16 protein-coding genes are annotated in these 16,482 nt (G+C 47.5%); 2 read left to right on the top strand and 14 right to left on the bottom strand.

Annotated features, from left to right (window positions below; all coding sequences use genetic code 11):
• Positions 1 to 55: 55 nt before the first annotated feature.
• From MKY66_RS06290 to MKY66_RS06265, 6 genes are all read right to left on the bottom strand, one after another.
• Positions 56 to 1,729: a hypothetical protein gene (locus MKY66_RS06290; RefSeq protein ID WP_076209574.1), complete on the bottom strand. Its 1,674-nt coding sequence runs from the start codon at positions 1,727 to 1,729 to the stop codon at positions 56 to 58.
• Positions 1,730 to 1,911: 182 nt separating this feature from the next.
• Complete coding sequence (locus MKY66_RS06285) at positions 1,912 to 2,346, bottom strand: hypothetical protein (protein WP_017690174.1); 435 nt, start codon at positions 2,344 to 2,346, stop codon at positions 1,912 to 1,914.
• A 294-nt stretch (positions 2,347 to 2,640) separates the two neighbouring features.
• A complete protein-coding gene (locus tag MKY66_RS06280; RefSeq protein ID WP_076209573.1) occupies positions 2,641 to 3,048 on the bottom strand; it encodes a phage tail tube protein in 408 nt (135 codons plus the stop codon).
• 222 nt (positions 3,049 to 3,270) lie between these two features.
• A complete protein-coding gene (locus MKY66_RS06275) occupies positions 3,271 to 4,734 on the bottom strand; it encodes a phage tail sheath subtilisin-like domain-containing protein (RefSeq protein WP_076209572.1) in 1,464 nt (487 codons plus the stop codon).
• Positions 4,734 to 4,934: a hypothetical protein gene (locus MKY66_RS06270; protein ID WP_083656959.1), complete on the bottom strand. Its 201-nt coding sequence runs from the start codon at positions 4,932 to 4,934 to the stop codon at positions 4,734 to 4,736. The genes MKY66_RS06275 and MKY66_RS06270 overlap by 1 nt, the downstream gene beginning before the upstream one ends.
• Before the next feature lie 402 nt (positions 4,935 to 5,336).
• Positions 5,337 to 6,260, bottom strand: a complete 924-nt coding sequence (locus tag MKY66_RS06265) for a hypothetical protein (RefSeq protein ID WP_143760276.1) — start codon at positions 6,258 to 6,260, stop codon at positions 5,337 to 5,339.
• 434 nt (positions 6,261 to 6,694) lie between these two features.
• Here MKY66_RS06265 and MKY66_RS06260 point away from each other — a divergent pair, with 434 nt between their 5' ends.
• Positions 6,695 to 7,039 carry a DUF3139 domain-containing protein gene (locus MKY66_RS06260; protein ID WP_076209570.1) on the top strand — a complete coding sequence of 115 codons (345 nt, stop codon included), beginning with the start codon at positions 6,695 to 6,697 and terminating at the stop codon, positions 7,037 to 7,039.
• Positions 7,040 to 7,043: 4 nt separating this feature from the next.
• On the opposite strand, the gene MKY66_RS06255 is transcribed toward MKY66_RS06260, so the two are convergent.
• Entirely contained in the window at positions 7,044 to 8,894 is a 1,851-nt protein-coding gene (locus MKY66_RS06255; RefSeq protein ID WP_076209569.1) for a DUF4127 family protein, read from the bottom strand.
• 344 nt (positions 8,895 to 9,238) lie between these two features.
• On the opposite strand from MKY66_RS06255, the gene MKY66_RS06250 reads away from it, so the two are divergent.
• Positions 9,239 to 9,721 (top strand): hypothetical protein, encoded by a 483-nt coding sequence (locus tag MKY66_RS06250; protein ID WP_076209568.1) that lies wholly within the window; start codon positions 9,239 to 9,241, stop codon positions 9,719 to 9,721.
• Between the two features lie 95 nt (positions 9,722 to 9,816).
• Here the strand turns inward: MKY66_RS06250 and MKY66_RS06245 are convergent, their stop codons facing one another.
• The 7 genes from MKY66_RS06245 to MKY66_RS06215 all read right to left on the bottom strand — a co-directional run bounded on the left by MKY66_RS06245 (position 9,817) and on the right by MKY66_RS06215 (position 16,024).
• Positions 9,817 to 10,767 carry a hypothetical protein gene (locus MKY66_RS06245; RefSeq protein WP_143760275.1) on the bottom strand — a complete coding sequence of 317 codons (951 nt, stop codon included), beginning with the start codon at positions 10,765 to 10,767 and terminating at the stop codon, positions 9,817 to 9,819.
• 352 nt (positions 10,768 to 11,119) lie between these two features.
• Complete coding sequence (locus MKY66_RS06240; RefSeq protein ID WP_076209566.1) at positions 11,120 to 11,755, bottom strand: VOC family protein; 636 nt, start codon at positions 11,753 to 11,755, stop codon at positions 11,120 to 11,122.
• Entirely contained in the window at positions 11,752 to 12,210 is a 459-nt protein-coding gene (locus MKY66_RS06235) for a VOC family protein (RefSeq protein WP_036611437.1), read from the bottom strand. Before MKY66_RS06235 ends, MKY66_RS06240 begins: the two co-directional genes overlap by 4 nt.
• Before the next feature lie 47 nt (positions 12,211 to 12,257).
• A complete protein-coding gene (locus MKY66_RS06230) occupies positions 12,258 to 12,833 on the bottom strand; it encodes an NAD(P)H-dependent oxidoreductase (RefSeq protein ID WP_076209565.1) in 576 nt (191 codons plus the stop codon).
• 187 nt (positions 12,834 to 13,020) lie between these two features.
• Positions 13,021 to 13,755, bottom strand: a complete 735-nt coding sequence (locus tag MKY66_RS06225) for a response regulator transcription factor (protein ID WP_076209564.1) — start codon at positions 13,753 to 13,755, stop codon at positions 13,021 to 13,023.
• A gap of 18 nt (positions 13,756 to 13,773) precedes the next feature.
• Positions 13,774 to 15,471, bottom strand: a complete 1,698-nt coding sequence (locus MKY66_RS06220) for a GAF domain-containing sensor histidine kinase (protein ID WP_339807042.1) — start codon at positions 15,469 to 15,471, stop codon at positions 13,774 to 13,776.
• A 70-nt stretch (positions 15,472 to 15,541) separates the two neighbouring features.
• On the bottom strand, positions 15,542 to 16,024 hold the full coding sequence (locus tag MKY66_RS06215) for an ArpU family phage packaging/lysis transcriptional regulator (protein ID WP_076209562.1): 483 nt from the start codon (positions 16,022 to 16,024) through the stop codon (positions 15,542 to 15,544).
• Between the last annotated feature and the right edge of the window lie 458 nt (positions 16,025 to 16,482).

The following is a 16,482-nucleotide window of genomic DNA, read 5'->3' as shown; positions in this document are numbered from 1 at the left end:
TTGTTAGGACCAACTTTATCTTCAAGTACTGACATATCTGCGGCCTCCTTTCTGCTTAGGCCATAATTGTTTTGCGATTTTGCATCGCACGACGGAACTCGTTAGAGATCCGTTGCCCCACCTGGTGAGAAACTGCGTCATAATCAATAGCGTTCTCCCGAACGGTCACTTGTACCGTACCCGGTGCAATATTCACAGCAATCTGGTTCGTCGTTTCCGTTTTGAAATCCTTAAGGTAACCTGCCAGACTGCTCATCTGTTCTTCGGAAATACGCACTGTGAGCGGCGAAGCTTTCTCATTGGGTTGACCCGCGTTATTCATTGCTACCGCTTGGGATTGCATCACACTTGTTCCCATAAGACCCGCAGCCGTCGGTGAACCAAATCGATTGTTCATGTAGGCTTCTGGACCGGTGATCGATAGAACTGCCGGCCTGTATGGAGGCGGCATCTGAGGTGCTATCGGTGGAGGGGGTGGTGTCTGCGTTGCTACAGGTGTTGAGGGTGACGTTATGACCGCTGCGGCTGGGGCGGTCTGCTCTTCCTTTTTAGAACCGAAACCAAAAAAACCTGCAACCCCATTGAACAAATTCGTCGTTTTCTCCGCCACGAAACTCGCTCCCTCAGAAGCAAATTTTGCCACTTTTGAGATGTCTTCCGCGTTGTTTTTTAGGAATCCACCTACCTTGTCACCCAGCCAACCGCCTGCCTTTTCACCCAGCCAACCGCCTATCGAACCGCCCAGCATGTTCCCAACCACCGGAATTGGAATTACACTGCCAAGTACGGTACCAATAGCTGTTCCTACTGCATTACCAGCAACCGAACCCACCGCACGAGCACGATCCTCAGGTGGGGCGCTTGCAAGTTCTTTAATATTGTTATACATACGGAGTGGTGCGAACAATTTTCCCGCTCCTTTAACGAGGTTGCCACCAAGCTTGCTTATGATGCCAGACCCACCACTGCCTCCTGCCCCACTTCCGCTTCCACCTCCACCAAAGAGACCTTTTACATCGCCCCACAATCCATCGAATCCACCGATCAAATCGGACCCTGCGGACGAGAAATCATTCACAAAAGCAGCTCCGCGTTTCGTAACCTTGAACGCCTTTTTCAATTTATTCCCCGGTGTGGCAGGTGTTGTGATTTCTTTCCATAGCTTCTTCCCACTATTTCTTGCATCAAAGACTTTCCCCACACCAGATGAGATTGATTTCCCACGATCAAACATACCTTTCATCTTCTGCAAAAAAGTTTTCGGTTTCTCCTCTTTTCCTCCTGCTGCAATATTAAGAGAATCCAGTTTGGCACTAAGCTTAAGAATTGATATCGTATTCGTATTTAAAGCATCCATCAGTGGCTGAGAATTTACATTAACGGATACTCCTGAGATTTGATGTCTGACTTTAAACTGTACTTTGGCTGTAGCGTGCAACAGCTTAGAACGAATCTGTTTCATTTTCCCAATCAAACCATGGAGTACTGGAGTAGCTTGATCATTAAGACCAATCGTTGGTGTGATTCTCAATCGACTCAAGCGTACAGCGGTACTATAGATACTTTCCAGTCTGCGCCCAGTCATTCTCAGCTCATTGTTTACTTTGATCAGTCCCTGATAGCGAACCCGGTTTAATCGGTCAGTGGATCGCTGGATTTGATCGAGGTAACGAAGTGTCGTCTTCATTTGTGTGTTGGATTTGGATAGACCTACAATCATTTCTGCCATTTTTTCACCTCCTGCCCTATTTCGTTATCGATTCATTTGCGAAGTTATCGCTGACATTTCCTCTTCCGAGAACGCAATTAACAGCGAGCGCTCCCCACGTGGCAAAGACCAGAACTCTCCGGGCCGGAGATGATGACGCACCCACATGTGATACAGGAACGTGGTCATCCCGCCGGAGTGAATCAGTTTTTTAGGTCTTCAATCTCCACACCAAAGCCGGACAGCTCCAACACTTTATCACCTACGGCATCCAATTCACCCGCCAGCAACATACGACGTACCGCCTGTTCGCCACCGGACAACTTCATGCGGCCGGTAATACGGGTGTCACCCCAGCCGGACAATTCCAGGCTGCGGACTTTTAATTTCACGGTTGCTTCAGAAATGAGCAACGCGTTAAACGTTTCGGTGTCCACCTTTTCCTCGGTGCGGCCTTTGGTCGTTTTACGAATCGTACAGCGTTCGCGAATGTGATCCACTTTGGAAGACGTCAGTCCACGCAAGGTCAACAACAGATCCAGACGCTGAATCCGCACATTCTCCTCTGGCAAACGTTCTGCTGCTTCAAACAACTGATCCAAAATCTGTTCTTCGGACATATTTTCATTCATACTCATCGGGCGTTATCTCCTTCTTGTTTCACATTTGGCAATCATAATGGTACACTAGCCACTCCGATGACAGAATAACCTTCCGATCGCTGTTATCCCCAGATTTTTTGATTCCCCTCTTCAAGGGAAAATCCGGGGATAGCCTATGCTTCCGATGCAGCTTTCTTTCAGAAAGCTTTTAGGCGAACGCTCCGCTTCTTCACGTTATTTCTGTCCTCTCCGTTATCGTGTAGATACTAAATTTGCTTTAAGTAGACAACAAAGAGACCGAGATCATCTCGGCCTCCATTAAAGTCCTTTTTAGTTCGCCACAATCGGATTCAGCAATTCAAATCCTTCAAACGTAAAGCCTGTTTCCTCCGGTACTTCCTCACCCGCTGTCCAGTTGGCAAGCTGGATTTTGTCCACCATGCAACCTTTCAGCAAAACACTCTCGTGTCCATACGATTCAGGGTCGTTTAGCTTGGAAATAATCTCGAATTTGGTGAAGCCGCGCTGGATCATATCGGAAGTTACTTTGTAGCCGGTCATCGTGCCTGTTCCTTTTTTTGCGCCATTCTTGTGCACCTTCCAGTCGTTACCAACCAGATTCAGCTCACGCTTTTCAATCTCCACACTCGCTTCCAACTTGTTAATGTTTGTCTGCCACATACCATCGATATGCAGCTGACCATGGGTACCGAGAATTACTCTTGACGCATCCAACATATATTTTCCTCCTTGGGTTGGTTGAACTAATAAATATTACACGGTATAACTCCGCAGTCAGAACAATCTTCCCATCGCTGTTATCCCCAGATTTTTTTGATTCCTTTTCAAAAAGGGAAAATCCGGTGATAAAGGCGAGCGCTTCGCTTCTTCAGATTTTTTCTGCCCTCTCCGTTATCGTGTAAACCATCAGTTCAACATATAGTAATTATTCTAGAAACCTTATTGCACGTAAAATGTACCAAACAACTGCTCCATCACATCCGTCAGATTCACATTCCATTGAAGGAACACTTGATCCGCTTCCGGTTTGAGAACTGGTGCCGCGCCGTAATATGCCGGATCGAGAATGACATCATAACTGTCCGCTTCAATTACATTGCTCTGTGCGAGCAGCGCCAAATAGGCCTTCATGGCACTAATCAATGCCTGACGACCCTCTTCGGTATTGTTCACTTTACCGATATACGTATCTTCCGCGGAGCGCTGCAGATCCATGTTGATCGCGTCCAACACACGAATGGAACGGATTTTTTTCCAAGCATTATTCTGTCCAGCGGCTGGCGTTACCAGTGTGTTTACACCGCGAAGTGCTTTCACCTGACGTCCATCATGGAAGAAAATAAATACGCCATTCTGTACCGCCTGCTCCTGTTCTGCACGCGTCCAGCGACGTGTCACATCATCGAACGGAGTAGCAGCATAAGTTGTGGATTGGTTCAGGCGTTGTCCAGCGATCAGTCCTGCAACATAAGCAGACGTTTCTGCCGAGCTATAGAATGCATCTCCAAGACGCACGCCTGTACCGACATTAATCACACCTTCATGGTTGAGCGTAAGCGAACGTGCTGCTGCTTTTTGTGCTGCTGTAGCAGAAGTGTCATCCGCTGCGGAACCGCCAAATACAGCCACCACCGCTTTACCTTCACTACGCACACGTTTCACCCATACCGCAAAACTCGCAAGCAGAGGTGCATCTGCCGCCTGATCCAAAGCCAAGACGTCGAATTGCTCCCCTTCCAGCGCACCCTGTACAGCAATGTATTCTGCATTGGTCAGGTCATCGTTGCCACTTACGCCGCCTTTGAATGCCGCACCCGCAATTGTTGCAACTACACCTGCACCATCGCCAATCGCCTGAGCCGTTACCCAGACATTTTGTTCATCCGCGTTAATCTCTTTTGCCAGAGAAGCTGCTGTAATATCCGCTGTCAGGAGCGCATACAACATCCGGTTACCTTCGAAGAGACGCACTTCATGCTTCGTATTATCAATCACACCTGGCTGGATGGTGACGTAGAATCCATTTGCACGATCTCCCGGATACTTCGCATCCAGTTGCAGCACATTGGCATCACTGCTGTCCTTCAAGGTAAGCGTGGCTGTTTTGGCCGCAGCACTTGCTACCCGATAAGCAAGCAACTTCTTCGGCCCACCCAACAGGGCGAGCTTCAAGGACGTATAAGCCGTACCGTTGTCCAGCACATTCGCCGCATAGATACGTTCAATCGCCGCTTCGCTCCCTACTTCAACAAAAGTCCCTACTGGACCCCAGTTGGCCTTGATTGGCACAACGACCGTTCCCCGTGTACCCGCTTGAATGGCCGAAGATGCTGCCGCCTGAAAATTCATATATAAGCCCGGAAGGACCGGACGATTCGTTTGCTCCCAAGTTCCACCTGCCATTATCCCTTCACCTTCGCTTTCATAAATTGGTTAATTCGTTCTTGCGTTTCTTCAATGGAAAACGTCTCTTGCGCCGCTTCGTACAGCGCACCGTACAGCACCTCTGCCTTAACGGCAAAGAGGGCTTCTGCATGATTCATCAGTTCTGCCCGTGTATACCGCGGGCCTGTCTGTTTGCTTTTTTTCACTGAGCTTGCCATTGCCATCTCACCTCATTTGTTGGACTACTGATTTCGTTAAACGATGATCTTTAAGCTTGATCTATGAATTTTTGATCCTATGAACCTATGAATTTGAAGCTATAATGTTGAAGCTACATCTATCATTTCAAAGCTATAATCTGGAACCACTCTTAAAAAGTGCATGTTCAAAAAGATCGGTTTTCAGTACCGAGAAGATGGGATGAAGTTAGAAATGGAGTAGCAGAGCGTAGGGAAAACTACGTGAGCAACTACATGTTTCCGAAGGAAACAATCATCGTAAGCATATGCTTATTCGGCTGAATTCCATATTCGATGCTGATGATGCCGTTAGGCATCCTTTGTAATCAAAAGCGGGCCTTTTTGAACAACCTCTAATAAAAGGTTCCTCTGGACTAACGTTTACTCCATCCCTTTGCTATGGTAAATCTCACGGATCAAAGGTACATTTGTACCCGGACGACGAATCCGCTGTTGCAACGTCAGACGAATCTGTCCGTTCAGATAGGCATCTGCCTGTAAATCTGCTGTGACTTCATCCACTGTGATATATCGCGTGTTACCTTCTTGCTCTTCGCCACCCGTTTTAGTGACGGCAAGACGAGATTGCACTGCAAGTTGCCGGACCAACCGAGTAACGGTCTGCCGTGTTAGCACCGAATGATCGGTGAGCACATGCCCAATCCACTGTTGTCGAACCTCCAATGCCGAAGTGCCTGCCATAGACGTGCTGTATCCAGCCAATCGCCATAACACAGACGGCATATCGTATCCACCGGGCCATACATCCCCATATACCGACCAGTTCGAGCCAAGCTCTTGCTGTGTCCAGCCTTGAAGCGCAGCTAACCACGCGTTCCCTGTTTCAGCCAGAGCAGCTCCCGAGTCTTCGGGAACATACACTCCGAACCGCAGACTGCGTGTAAGCATTCCAGACCCTGCATCCACCCGGTCACTATCTGAAGAACCCAAATAGATGCAAGTGAAGGCCTCACCTGCTTCATCCACCAGTCTTACCTGGTGTAACCCTTCAATTAGAAGGGCTGACCAAGATTCCACTTGTTCAGCGCCACCATCTTCCGGACGTGCGTATGGTGAGATTTTAATAATCCTTCGATATCCCGCCCAAGCAGACTTCGGCACCTCTTCGGCAAACGCAACGACTGCACAAGGCCCAGCCAACACTTCGCCTGGCCCAGGTACATCCAGCACACGACCGCCCCAATCTGGAACAAGTAACGCGAGCTTCTGTTTCAGCGTTTTTTTAATGAGCGTACTTAATTTACTGGCGCTCATGGCAGTGCTAATCTCATTTCTCATAGACACATTCATTTCGCCCCCTTTAGCTGCAAGTTTGAGATCTGCCCACACGATGCAGCGACAGTGCAGCAGCAGTAGACTCCCCCTTTTAACTCAGAGTCTGTATTGCTATCGAACCAGTACCGGGACTACATTCACCGCATCAAAAAGACCGGCCACCTGGCCGGTCTGTACATTAGCGTATGTGCTTTCGGTGCGTCCTTTGTTATTGATCCGATAATACAATCTTACACCCTTTCATTCCTAGCGCGGATGGTGTTCCGTACGACTTAGGTGCGATTAAGGGCGTCGTTCGGGTGGAAAAAAGACGATTCTGGAATCATCATTTTAACGAACAAATAAATAAGCATTAAGTTCAAAGAATTGATAAATTTATCCAAATACATTAATATTTCATGATCAAATTCATTGTGGCTTACGTAAAAGAAGGAGAAATACCTATGAGTAAAACATTCAAGATTACTTCACTTGCTGTCTTAGCATTTATACTCGGGATATCCTGCTGGGCCTACTTCGGACTGTTTGGTAATCCGCTCAAGAAAAATGATGCTGAACAACAGGTAACCACTTACCTGATTGAAGAGAAAGGTTACTCACCCGAACAGCTTATCGAAGTACAAGGTACTTACTCCTCAAAAAGTTCTGAAGCACCTTACGGTGCCTCAGTAACATTCGCGGATGAACTCGAAGCGAAGTATCAATATATCATTTTTAACAACAGAGAGATTAAGCAGTACAGTCATACCAGTGATGATCCCAAACATGAGGAGCCCATGGTGAGATAACAGATTAGTTCAGCATAACCTTCGGATTCAATGTGATCTCAAATGCACGGCCCCAGATGAAATCAGGATTCGCATAATCCAGCAGCGCACTGCTATACGTCGCATAGGACAATTCGTCATCACAGATCTGCTTGATCGCCACATTACCTGTCTGGAAGGCTGTCTTATTCCCGAGTGCCGTTGTGTAAGTTTGCATCAAGTCACGAAGCAATGTTTGCAAATGGGCATAGTCTTCCTCTGAGTTGAACAGCAACATATTTTGATCCGAAAGGGTAGCCACGTTGGTATACAGCGCATGAGCTCGGGAATACGTGCGAATCTCTGCAATCGCTACCGCTTTGTAGTAGTAATCCTTCAGGAAACGCTTAAACAACAACGAGCCATGCGCGTTCATCGCATCGCGCAACTTATGCTCATGCTTCTCTGTTGTGATCAACGCGTACCTCGACTGCCCCATGCCTACGGCAATACCGATCTTGTTACCTGGCGTATTCCATGCACTATAACCCAGAACCCGTCCGGTATATGGACTGTTGAGCATCGCTTCAGCAACATCAACATTCGCTGGTCCTTTACCCACAAAATCAATCAATACCGAAGGCAGACCTTGCTCACTATTCAGCGTCAATTGCTCCAACGCAGCCTGCACCTGATCCAGAGCCGTAATGGCGATAATCTCAATGTCGATGCCCGTGTTCTCCCCGGAATTACCTGGGTGACCCTTCGTCATACGATCCAGTTCGGAGGTCATGTCAAACGGGACAACTTGATCGGCTGCTACAGCCACTAGCTGTTCATTTTCCAAGCCAGCACCCGCATCCGTCACCACCTCCGGTTCAGGATATGCCGAATCCGCTACAAGCACACCACCTACAATATCCACATGACGAACCACATTCTCGTGTACATCCATGTATTCATACGTGTTAATGATGGTATTGCCGTGAGGACCAAAATATTTCACTCCATAACGTGTCCTCGCCCCGCCTCGGAACAACTGGTTCGCCATGCGAGCAACCAAAGCGTGCCCCAGACCATCCGCATCAGGTAAGACGATAGCACGATCCGGATTTTGTCCATTGGTTCCACCCAGCCATTCATTGATCCGCGCTTCTACATATTTGATTTCATTGATCTGTACACCCTGCGTGTTGGCATCGTCGACTCCAACCGCGAGGAAATCGATATAACCTGTGCGAGCCAGCTGATCCAAAATGTACAGATTTGTTTTGAACTTATGTTGTCTTGTATTGTAATACTGTTCTTTATCAAAATAGGTCGTTGTCCCATATTCCACTCCATCCGGGGACAGGTTATAACCTTCGATAATATCCTCAAACTCAGTGTATGTCTGACGTGGCTGCTGCATCAACGCACGGGACTCATTATATGCATCAAGCGCCAAGCCATCTGCAAACGAGGTCGTAGCCAAACGCATGATGGTATCCATTACAAATACGGGTTTGCGTGGATATTTCTGCTTGATCACGCGAATCACATCCAGCAACCTCGTCGTCTCATCATCGTATTCTGGATAGGTGCCTCCTCCATCTTCGCGGAGCTGACGACTGCCAATCAGACCGCCATAGGCGAGCATATCGGATGAGATAATGAATCCGTCGACCTTGGCAGCATGTTTCAGAATAAAGTCGTGAATCTTGGAAGGTTTGCCATAAACCGGCGTGGAGGTGCCGAGCAACGTTGTGCCATCTACGGTTTTCTCCGAGTCCAGACGATTCTTAATATCACTCAGGTTCGGTGTAACGATATGGATACCGGCTGCTTTCCCTTGCACAATCACATCATCCAGATTCGCTGGACGATCATCCAGTGGAACATACAATACTGTTTTCATATCACGTAGCCTCCTGTTATCTGTTTAGTCTTTAATACCCGATCAGGGCAAGGATGCAATCACCGAATTAAAAAACCGGCCCCCTAGCCGGCTGTACGTTAGCGTATGAGCTGTCGGTGTGTCTTCCTTGCTGCTGATCCGATAATACCATTTTACCGCCTTTTCACACTCACGCTGATGGTAAACGGGATGAATTACGCCTGAATGTAGTCGTCTCTATGGCGGTTAAATGTCGATTTCTCGCGAGAAACTCCTATCGATAGTCCAACCAAACTCATCCTGATGATGTTTATATGACATAAGTAGCTTTCAAATCCTACGAACAATAAAGGATGGATATGACCATGAAAAAGAGGTATTTCTTTTATCTTTGGATTGCTGTCACCAGTTATATGGCGGGTCCCGCTATGTATGCGTTGGCAATGTACATCTTATATCAGGAAACAGATGTTATAACAACATCTCTCATTGGATGGACCGCGGCAACATTCTTATCCGTTGGTATCCTGTTCATCCTGATCACAGTCATCATGCTACGAGTGTTCAACATCTATTATTTCTGGCTACAAACCCTGCTCTTCGAGTTGTTTTTCATTGTGCTCGTCTATATGACCACTGTTCTTCTTGGGGCTGGCAACAGGGGACTGCCCAAGCTGTCCTTTCTATTTACGCCAGAAGGCATCTCCTTATGGATGTTCTGGGGGAGTATTGCACTTATGAGTTCCTGGGGAATATGGGCAGCGCGTCAGCCCGTACGAAAATCACCATACATGCTTGTGTCCAGAGTCATTTTGATCCTGTTTATCCTTGAAATTTGGCCTCGTTAGAAAGGTTCAGGATGCCCATAATTCGGTAGACCAGAATAATGCCTACAAGGGGTGTCCGTCATGACGGACACCCCTTCTGAAATGTATGTTTAATCTCACGCGATGATATAACGAAAGTTCTCCCACGTTTCCGGTATAGGTTCCCCGTTCTTCGCATGATGATAGAAACTGAACGGGAATTTGAATACATGACCTCCGTTCCAGTCACGGGAACGTCTGTCGGTGAGCCAATATTCCAGTTCATGAGGGAGCGCCACTGATCGTTCCGCTCGTTCCAGTGGCAGCAGGTCTACGGGTGATTGCAATGTTGGCATCTCCTGTTCAATATCCACATCTCGGCTTAAGCGTAGTGCCTTCACCATGGTAAGGAAAGGCGGAATGCCTTTGTGGAATAATGCCGGATAACCCAATTCATATAATATGTTAAGCGCATGTCCATAGGTGAGCATATGACCGATTAGATCATGATGCGCTTCCGCGTGATAGATAGTCTGAAACGCCCCAAGCTCATCCAGAATCAGGCGTGACAACTGAACTGGATCTTCGATCTCGGGGAAACCATCGCTTTTTTCCGGCTTGAGACTGCGAATTTCTTTCATCGTTGTGTTCATCCAGGATCTTCCCGGGATGGTTCGATCGAATGAATCGATCAGTTCAACCAGCCGACTAATATCCTCCGCAGTGCCCCATCCATCCAGTTCGCGAATGGCTTTCAGACTGATTGCCCCGTAGATGGCCTGGTGTCCAACCCAGTGCAGTTCTCCAATCGTTCGATCCAATGCGTCCGTAATACGCGCTTCGGCATCTTCCCTGGGCATCATCTCACCAATCGGAGAGGTCTGACCACGGCTGATTCCATGCTGGCGAAGCATGGCTTTTGCTTCGGCCGTAACACTGCCGGCGGCAAGGGCAGTGAGACGATTTTCCCGTAACCAAAAATATGCCGCAATCGCACCCGCCCCATAATGGGCGTGCCACAGATCTCCTGTACGTTCCCGACTGGAAACGATAATCGCTAGTCCCTCTTCCAACAAACGTCGATCCAAGCCTGCCACCACCCTTCATCATATGTAAGTCCATCAGAGAAACTATATAAGTTGAACTAAGATTATTTACACTGACACTACGATGACAGAACAACCTTCCAATCACTGTTATCCCCAGATTTTTTTTGATTCCCTTTCCTAAGAAAAAATCCGGTGATAAATGTGTGATTATGCTTACGAAGTAGCTTTCTTTCAGAAAGCTTTTAGCTTCGCTTTTTCGTTTTTTTCTGTCCTCTCCGTTATCGTGTAAATTTAGTTCAACTTATATATCCTAATTAATAAATAAAGCGTTTACTTCTATAACATGATGGAAATGCTCCACATATGCCCGTTTTGCCCCGGAATGCAAAGTTTAGCCAATTCGAAGCTTGCCCACGCCACGGATGGATACTTCCAGCGGATAGATCTCTGCTTTTTGCTTGGAGAAAAACCACGTCCGATCCTTCTTCACCACAATAAATAAACCATGTACATCTCCTACAGGAGCAAAGGTATCACTAACCTCACCCCAGCGCGTGAGTCCAATCCGCTGAAGCTCATTCACCGTAGACAGAACATCATCCGCCACCAGTCCAACCTCACACACCTGTAATATATCTTGAGTCGAGAAGTCATGGTCACTCTCGTTCTGCATACGATGATGAGCAATCAGCTCGATAATATTGCCTGCCGGATCTTCGAAATAGAGAGAATGAGAGTCCCAATTAGCAGAGTACGTCTCATCCCGATGTCCTTCCCTGCTTAAAACAACACGTGATGCAGCCCACTGCTTCGCTTCCTTGAACCGATTCGTTGGAATCAACCAGGCCACATGATAAAAAGACTCATGATCTGTTTCACCCTGTTTGAAAATCATCTTTGTCCTTCCAACCTGCAGGTTGAAGGTCTGATCTGTCGCATTGGACACCTCCATTCCCAACGTATCACGATAAAAATGCTTGAGGTCCTCCAGCCGTGTTGTATATAACTGTAATTCTTCAATCATCATACGGTCTTCTCCTGCATCTCCTCCCACTGACTCCACGGCACCATGCCAAGTTCAGGCTTCGCTTCATCCGGGAGCATGGCGATGAATTCAAGCATATGACCATCCGGATCGTTAAAATATACAGATACCGCAGGCATCCAGCCGAAGACGTACAGTTCACCGATATCATCATTCAGGAAGTTCTGTGTCTTGATCCCTTTGTTCTCCAAGTGAGCCACCGCATGTTTCATATCCTCCAGAGATACATGAAAAGCAAAGTGCTGACGTTTCACCTCGGAAGGTTCCTTTTGCCACAATCCCAGCATGGCATTGCCTTTTCCACCAATCCAGTAGAAGGAGTTCCCACGTTCTTTCTGCCCGTAGGCATGAGGTAAACCCAGGACCGTTTCATAGAAATGATGGGATCTCTCCAGATCCGTCACGTTTAAATGTGTTTCAAATATGCCTGTAATCATAATGCTCAACCTCTTTTCCTTTTCCGATTTTTCATCTTCCTGGGTTCTCAACTCATGGTAGAATTCCGCGCATTCGTTAACGTCTGGGCCAGATTTAAAAACGATCCAATAACCCGCTGCACCCGGTCCTCTATATCCTGACTGCCTTCGTACTCCTCGTATCCGTCAAATGTCGCTTCGAATCGTCTGCGCTGCGCACCCCCAATGGATATCCACTCTTGGGCATTGATGCCATGCAGATTGCGAACAATCGCTTGCAGTTGTAAAAGCGAGCTTACCCCCACCGTCCCGCCAGAGGAGCTGATGGACAGGACGGGCTTGCCGCTGAAATGAGCCTGACTCAGGTGATCCAGTGCATTTTTGAGCACACCACTTATACTGCCATGATACTCTGGTGTAGACAGGATGATCGCATCAGCCGCGAGCATACGTGTATTCAGATCTGCCAGATGTTCATGATCCGCTTGTTTTTCATCTGGTGCATAGAATGGAAGTGGTGTCTGATACAGATCAAACAGGCTGGCCTGATGTCCCTGACCTCGAATAATCTCCACAGCATACTCTCCCAGACGTGTACTGGTTGCATTGTTCCGATTACTGCCTGCCAAAATAACGATATTCATAAAGTCACTCTCCTTGGTTTTTTAATAATTTAAACTCTCATGTTTCAACCGATCTGTTATTTCTACTCTTATCTTACCTTTCTTTTGCATCCAAATCGTCAGCAGATAGACTTAACTTGAAATACCAAAAAACTCAACCTTTAGGTTGAGTTTATACGACTTAAGTATGAACATATGTCGGAATTGGTCAGACGACCCAGCCATTTCTTACGGCATGAAGAGCCGCTTGTGTCCGATCCGCCAGCCCCAGTTTGTCGAGCAGATGACTGACATGGGTTTTGACCGTTTTTTCGGTGATGACCAATTGAACCGCAATTTCCTTGTTGCTCAGTCCTTGAGCAATCAGCCCCAATACCTCTTGTTCACGGCGAGTGAGCATATCCGGACCACCAAGGGATGTTTCATTTGATTTTCCAACCTGCTTCAGCTCTTGGAGTTGACTATCTACTGACCGATCTGTCGGTATATGCTGTGGTTGCTGTTCATTTATAGACCAATCGGATGAAGCCATCACATGCATCAATTGACCTGCTGCGGCGGGATGCAATTCTACCTGACCTGCATGCACATTGCGAATGGCCACAGCCAGATCCTCCGGTTCAATATCCTTGAGTAGATACCCCTTCACCCCTGCACGTACAGCAGGAACGACATGATCCTGATCCGAAAACGAGGTGAGTACAATAATTCGCGTTTCTGGCATTAATGCTCGCAATCGTCTTGCTGTTTCAATTCCGTCCATGACCGGCATATGCAGATCCATTAATACCACGTCAGGTTTTAACGCTTCCGCCTGCGCCAGTGCTTCCTGCCCGTTCGATGCTTCACCAACAACCTCCATGTCTTGCTGTGTGGTCAAAAAAACGTGCAACCCCCGTCTCACCATCGCATGATCATCTGCGAGCAAAATCGTAATCGGCATCTCTTCTTCCCCCTGACTTTATACAGATTCGAACGGAAGTGGAATGACTGCCGTTACTGTTGTTCCCTTGCGGGAAGAGCTCACTATTTCTAAGCTGCCACCGAGCGATTGAGCCCGTTCCTTCATAATGGACAGGCCAAGGGAGCTTCCAGACGACGCTTTTGGACTCTTCGCACCACCTTTTCCCTGATCTGTGACGGTGAACATCACTTCATGATCACTTAACTTGAGGGTGACCTCAGCAGAAGGAACATCCGCGTGTTTCCGTACATTATTCAGCGCTTCCTGTCCGATTCGCCACAATGCTTCTTCTATATTACGTGGTAAAGACCGCATTCCCGTCCGATTCATCACCACTTGAAGCCCCTGGCTGGTGCCATATTCCTGTAGCGCATGGAGCAGCCCTGCTTCCAGTCCCGCGGGACGGAGCTGCATAATCAATGCGCGCATTTCCTTGAGAGCCTCCTGAGACAAAGCCCGAATATCCTTCATCGCTTCCGCTGCCGGGTGCAACTGTTCCGAGCTGGATAACATACTTTCCGCGCCTTTAGCCGTTAACGATAGTGAAAATAAAATCTGATTAACCGAATCATGCAGATCGCGAGCCAACCGGTTTCTCTCTTCCATTCGTGCAAGTTCGCGGCGATTCTCCGCCAGCTTCAGACTCTCCCATGAGGCCGCAATATGTTCGGCCAATGCCTCCAGCACTTCACGGTCTGCCTGCGCAGGACCTGATGTTCCTATTCCGATTACCAGAATTCCCGTTTCCCCTGGCGTATGGTACGGAAGGGGAGCAGCAATTCCAGAGGCAATGGAATTCATAACCTGGTCAGGTTTGCACAAGGTAAATATCTCAGCGACCTGTGTCCCAGACAGAGATGTTACACGATGACTATTGATTACATGGTTAATGTGGCTCGTCACTTCGGAAGATAACGGAGTACTTGATAACGTTCGAACCGTATCATTTGCATAGGCTGCCTGCAAAACGAACATTCCGCTTTTCTGCTGAAAGATTGCGGCAAAAGGCCAGTCATAATGCTGCCCAAGCAGCTGTACAACTTTTAAAGAAAAAGCATCCGAATTGCTGCATTCGTTCACTGCAAGACCCAAGGCCGTGCTGAACTCCCCCAGTTTGGCATACAGATCAGCTCTTCGCTGCTCCGCAAGATACAATCTCATCCGATCCATCGCACTACCAATCTGGTACGCCACGCCCTGTAACAGTGCCAGTTCACTGTCGCTGAAATGTTCCTTGGCTGGCGCAGCCACATTGAGCAGGCCGAGCATCTTGTCCCCTGACCGCAGCGGAACGGTCGCATGGTGGGTAATATCATGGGTGTCTCCCCATTGGAACTCCACCGCATCCTCCAACCGTTTACAGTTAATGATGTTGACCGCATGATTCAGACGAACGTCCTTGAAGCGGTTCACACACCAGCAGGTGCCCGTTCGCATGGGCTCTTTATCTTTACGTACTAATGCCGGGGGCAGATTGTAATCCGAAACACAGGTATAGTCTCCACGTTCATTAATCAGAAACATCCAGCCTGCCGTTAGTCCGGTCAACTCCAGCAATTTGCCGACCACGGTATCCAGCATAAGGTTCAGATCATTGGACGTATTGAGCGTTTCTGCGATTGTCTTGAGCGTGACCATTTCCTGCATTCCGACTTCTTCTGACATGGCAGATTTCTCTCCTTTGGCTAATGCCAACTGTGGTTTGTTCAACTATTGTAACCAATCCACTCTGGATATTAAAGGATCAACTTCTTCTATCCCTCACTCACCCCAGCTTCTGACGCTCTTTCCGTGACACAGACAAAGGCTCCATATTAATCAGACCACGATCTGACAGAGCCAGCGCCATTTTGTAGAAAGCACGCGTACGAATCTTCGTATACGTATCCTTGCTGACAGGCGGATCAAACACATGGTTATACACTTTATAGTCAAACACATCATCGTCCTTCAGATATCGCTCACAGACGAGTACACGCTCCTTCTCACTCAGCCGGGACACAATAAAATCGATCGTATCGCAATATGCCTGACGCGCGCGCTGCACGTCCACATTGTAGATCGCCGTTCTCGCCGTGGAATCCCCCGTCACATTGGTTGCACCGTGGAAACGCTCGGCATAACTTGCCGTCACCATAACCTCTCGTTCTTCAAATGCAATGGTTTTATAAATTCGGTATTTTTCCAGCGCAGCTTCAACAGCTGTTTGCGTTTTGCGTCGGTCCAATTCGGGCAGCATCAATTCCATATTTATCTTCCTCCTTCAGTATTCGCTATAGAATGAAAGTCTAGTAGCTACGCATATTCACTCTGATGATAGAACAAGCTTCCGATGCAGCTTTCTTTCAGAAAACTTTCAACTCCGCTTCTTCAGGTTATTTCTATCCTCTACGTTTCCGTTCAACTATATAGTTAAACATGCAACCATCTCATCTCCCGCACTTCTTCTCATTAATCAATTAAGTCACTCTATCGTTCACATGATATTGTTTTGCTATCGTTCTTTGGACGATAGCAAAAAGGTATTATTCATAGAGTTGTTCAGTTTTCTAAAAAAGTAACGACATTTCTTCAATTTTCCCTGTTGCCTTTTGGAATCAATCCAAACCGCTATATTTCGCGGAATTCCATTGTTCGGAATGTGCTTCCCCAAACTCTAACCTGTATCAATTTTACATTTTGTTCGTATAGTGTTCGTATTTCTAT

It is taken from the genome of Paenibacillus sp. FSL R5-0766 (assembly GCF_037971845.1).
In the GTDB taxonomy this organism is placed as follows: Bacteria; Bacillota; Bacilli; order Paenibacillales; family Paenibacillaceae; genus Paenibacillus.
This window is presented reverse-complemented; position numbering and strand designations above follow the sequence as displayed.

Excerpts from the sequence above, each read along its gene's own strand:
- MKY66_RS06290 (WP_076209574.1), bottom strand. The coding sequence starts at position 1,729 with ATGGCAGAAATGATTGTAGGTCTATCCAAATCCAACACACAAATGAAG.
- MKY66_RS06285 (WP_017690174.1), bottom strand. The coding sequence starts at position 2,346 with ATGAGTATGAATGAAAATATGTCCGAAGAACAGATTTTGGATCAGTTG.
- MKY66_RS06280 (WP_076209573.1), bottom strand. The coding sequence starts at position 3,048 with ATGTTGGATGCGTCAAGAGTAATTCTCGGTACCCATGGTCAGCTGCAT.
- MKY66_RS06275 (WP_076209572.1), bottom strand. The coding sequence starts at position 4,734 with ATGGCAGGTGGAACTTGGGAGCAAACGAATCGTCCGGTCCTTCCGGGC.
- MKY66_RS06270 (WP_083656959.1), bottom strand. The coding sequence starts at position 4,934 with ATGGCAAGCTCAGTGAAAAAAAGCAAACAGACAGGCCCGCGGTATACA.
- MKY66_RS06260 (WP_076209570.1), top strand. The coding sequence starts at position 6,695 with ATGAGTAAAACATTCAAGATTACTTCACTTGCTGTCTTAGCATTTATA.
- MKY66_RS06255 (WP_076209569.1), bottom strand. The coding sequence starts at position 8,894 with ATGAAAACAGTATTGTATGTTCCACTGGATGATCGTCCAGCGAATCTG.
- MKY66_RS06250 (WP_076209568.1), top strand. The coding sequence starts at position 9,239 with ATGAAAAAGAGGTATTTCTTTTATCTTTGGATTGCTGTCACCAGTTAT.
- MKY66_RS06240 (WP_076209566.1), bottom strand. The coding sequence starts at position 11,755 with ATGATGATTGAAGAATTACAGTTATATACAACACGGCTGGAGGACCTC.
- MKY66_RS06235 (WP_036611437.1), bottom strand. The coding sequence starts at position 12,210 with ATGATTACAGGCATATTTGAAACACATTTAAACGTGACGGATCTGGAG.
- MKY66_RS06230 (WP_076209565.1), bottom strand. The coding sequence starts at position 12,833 with ATGAATATCGTTATTTTGGCAGGCAGTAATCGGAACAATGCAACCAGT.
- MKY66_RS06225 (WP_076209564.1), bottom strand. The coding sequence starts at position 13,755 with ATGCCGATTACGATTTTGCTCGCAGATGATCATGCGATGGTGAGACGG.
- MKY66_RS06215 (WP_076209562.1), bottom strand. The coding sequence starts at position 16,024 with ATGGAATTGATGCTGCCCGAATTGGACCGACGCAAAACGCAAACAGCT.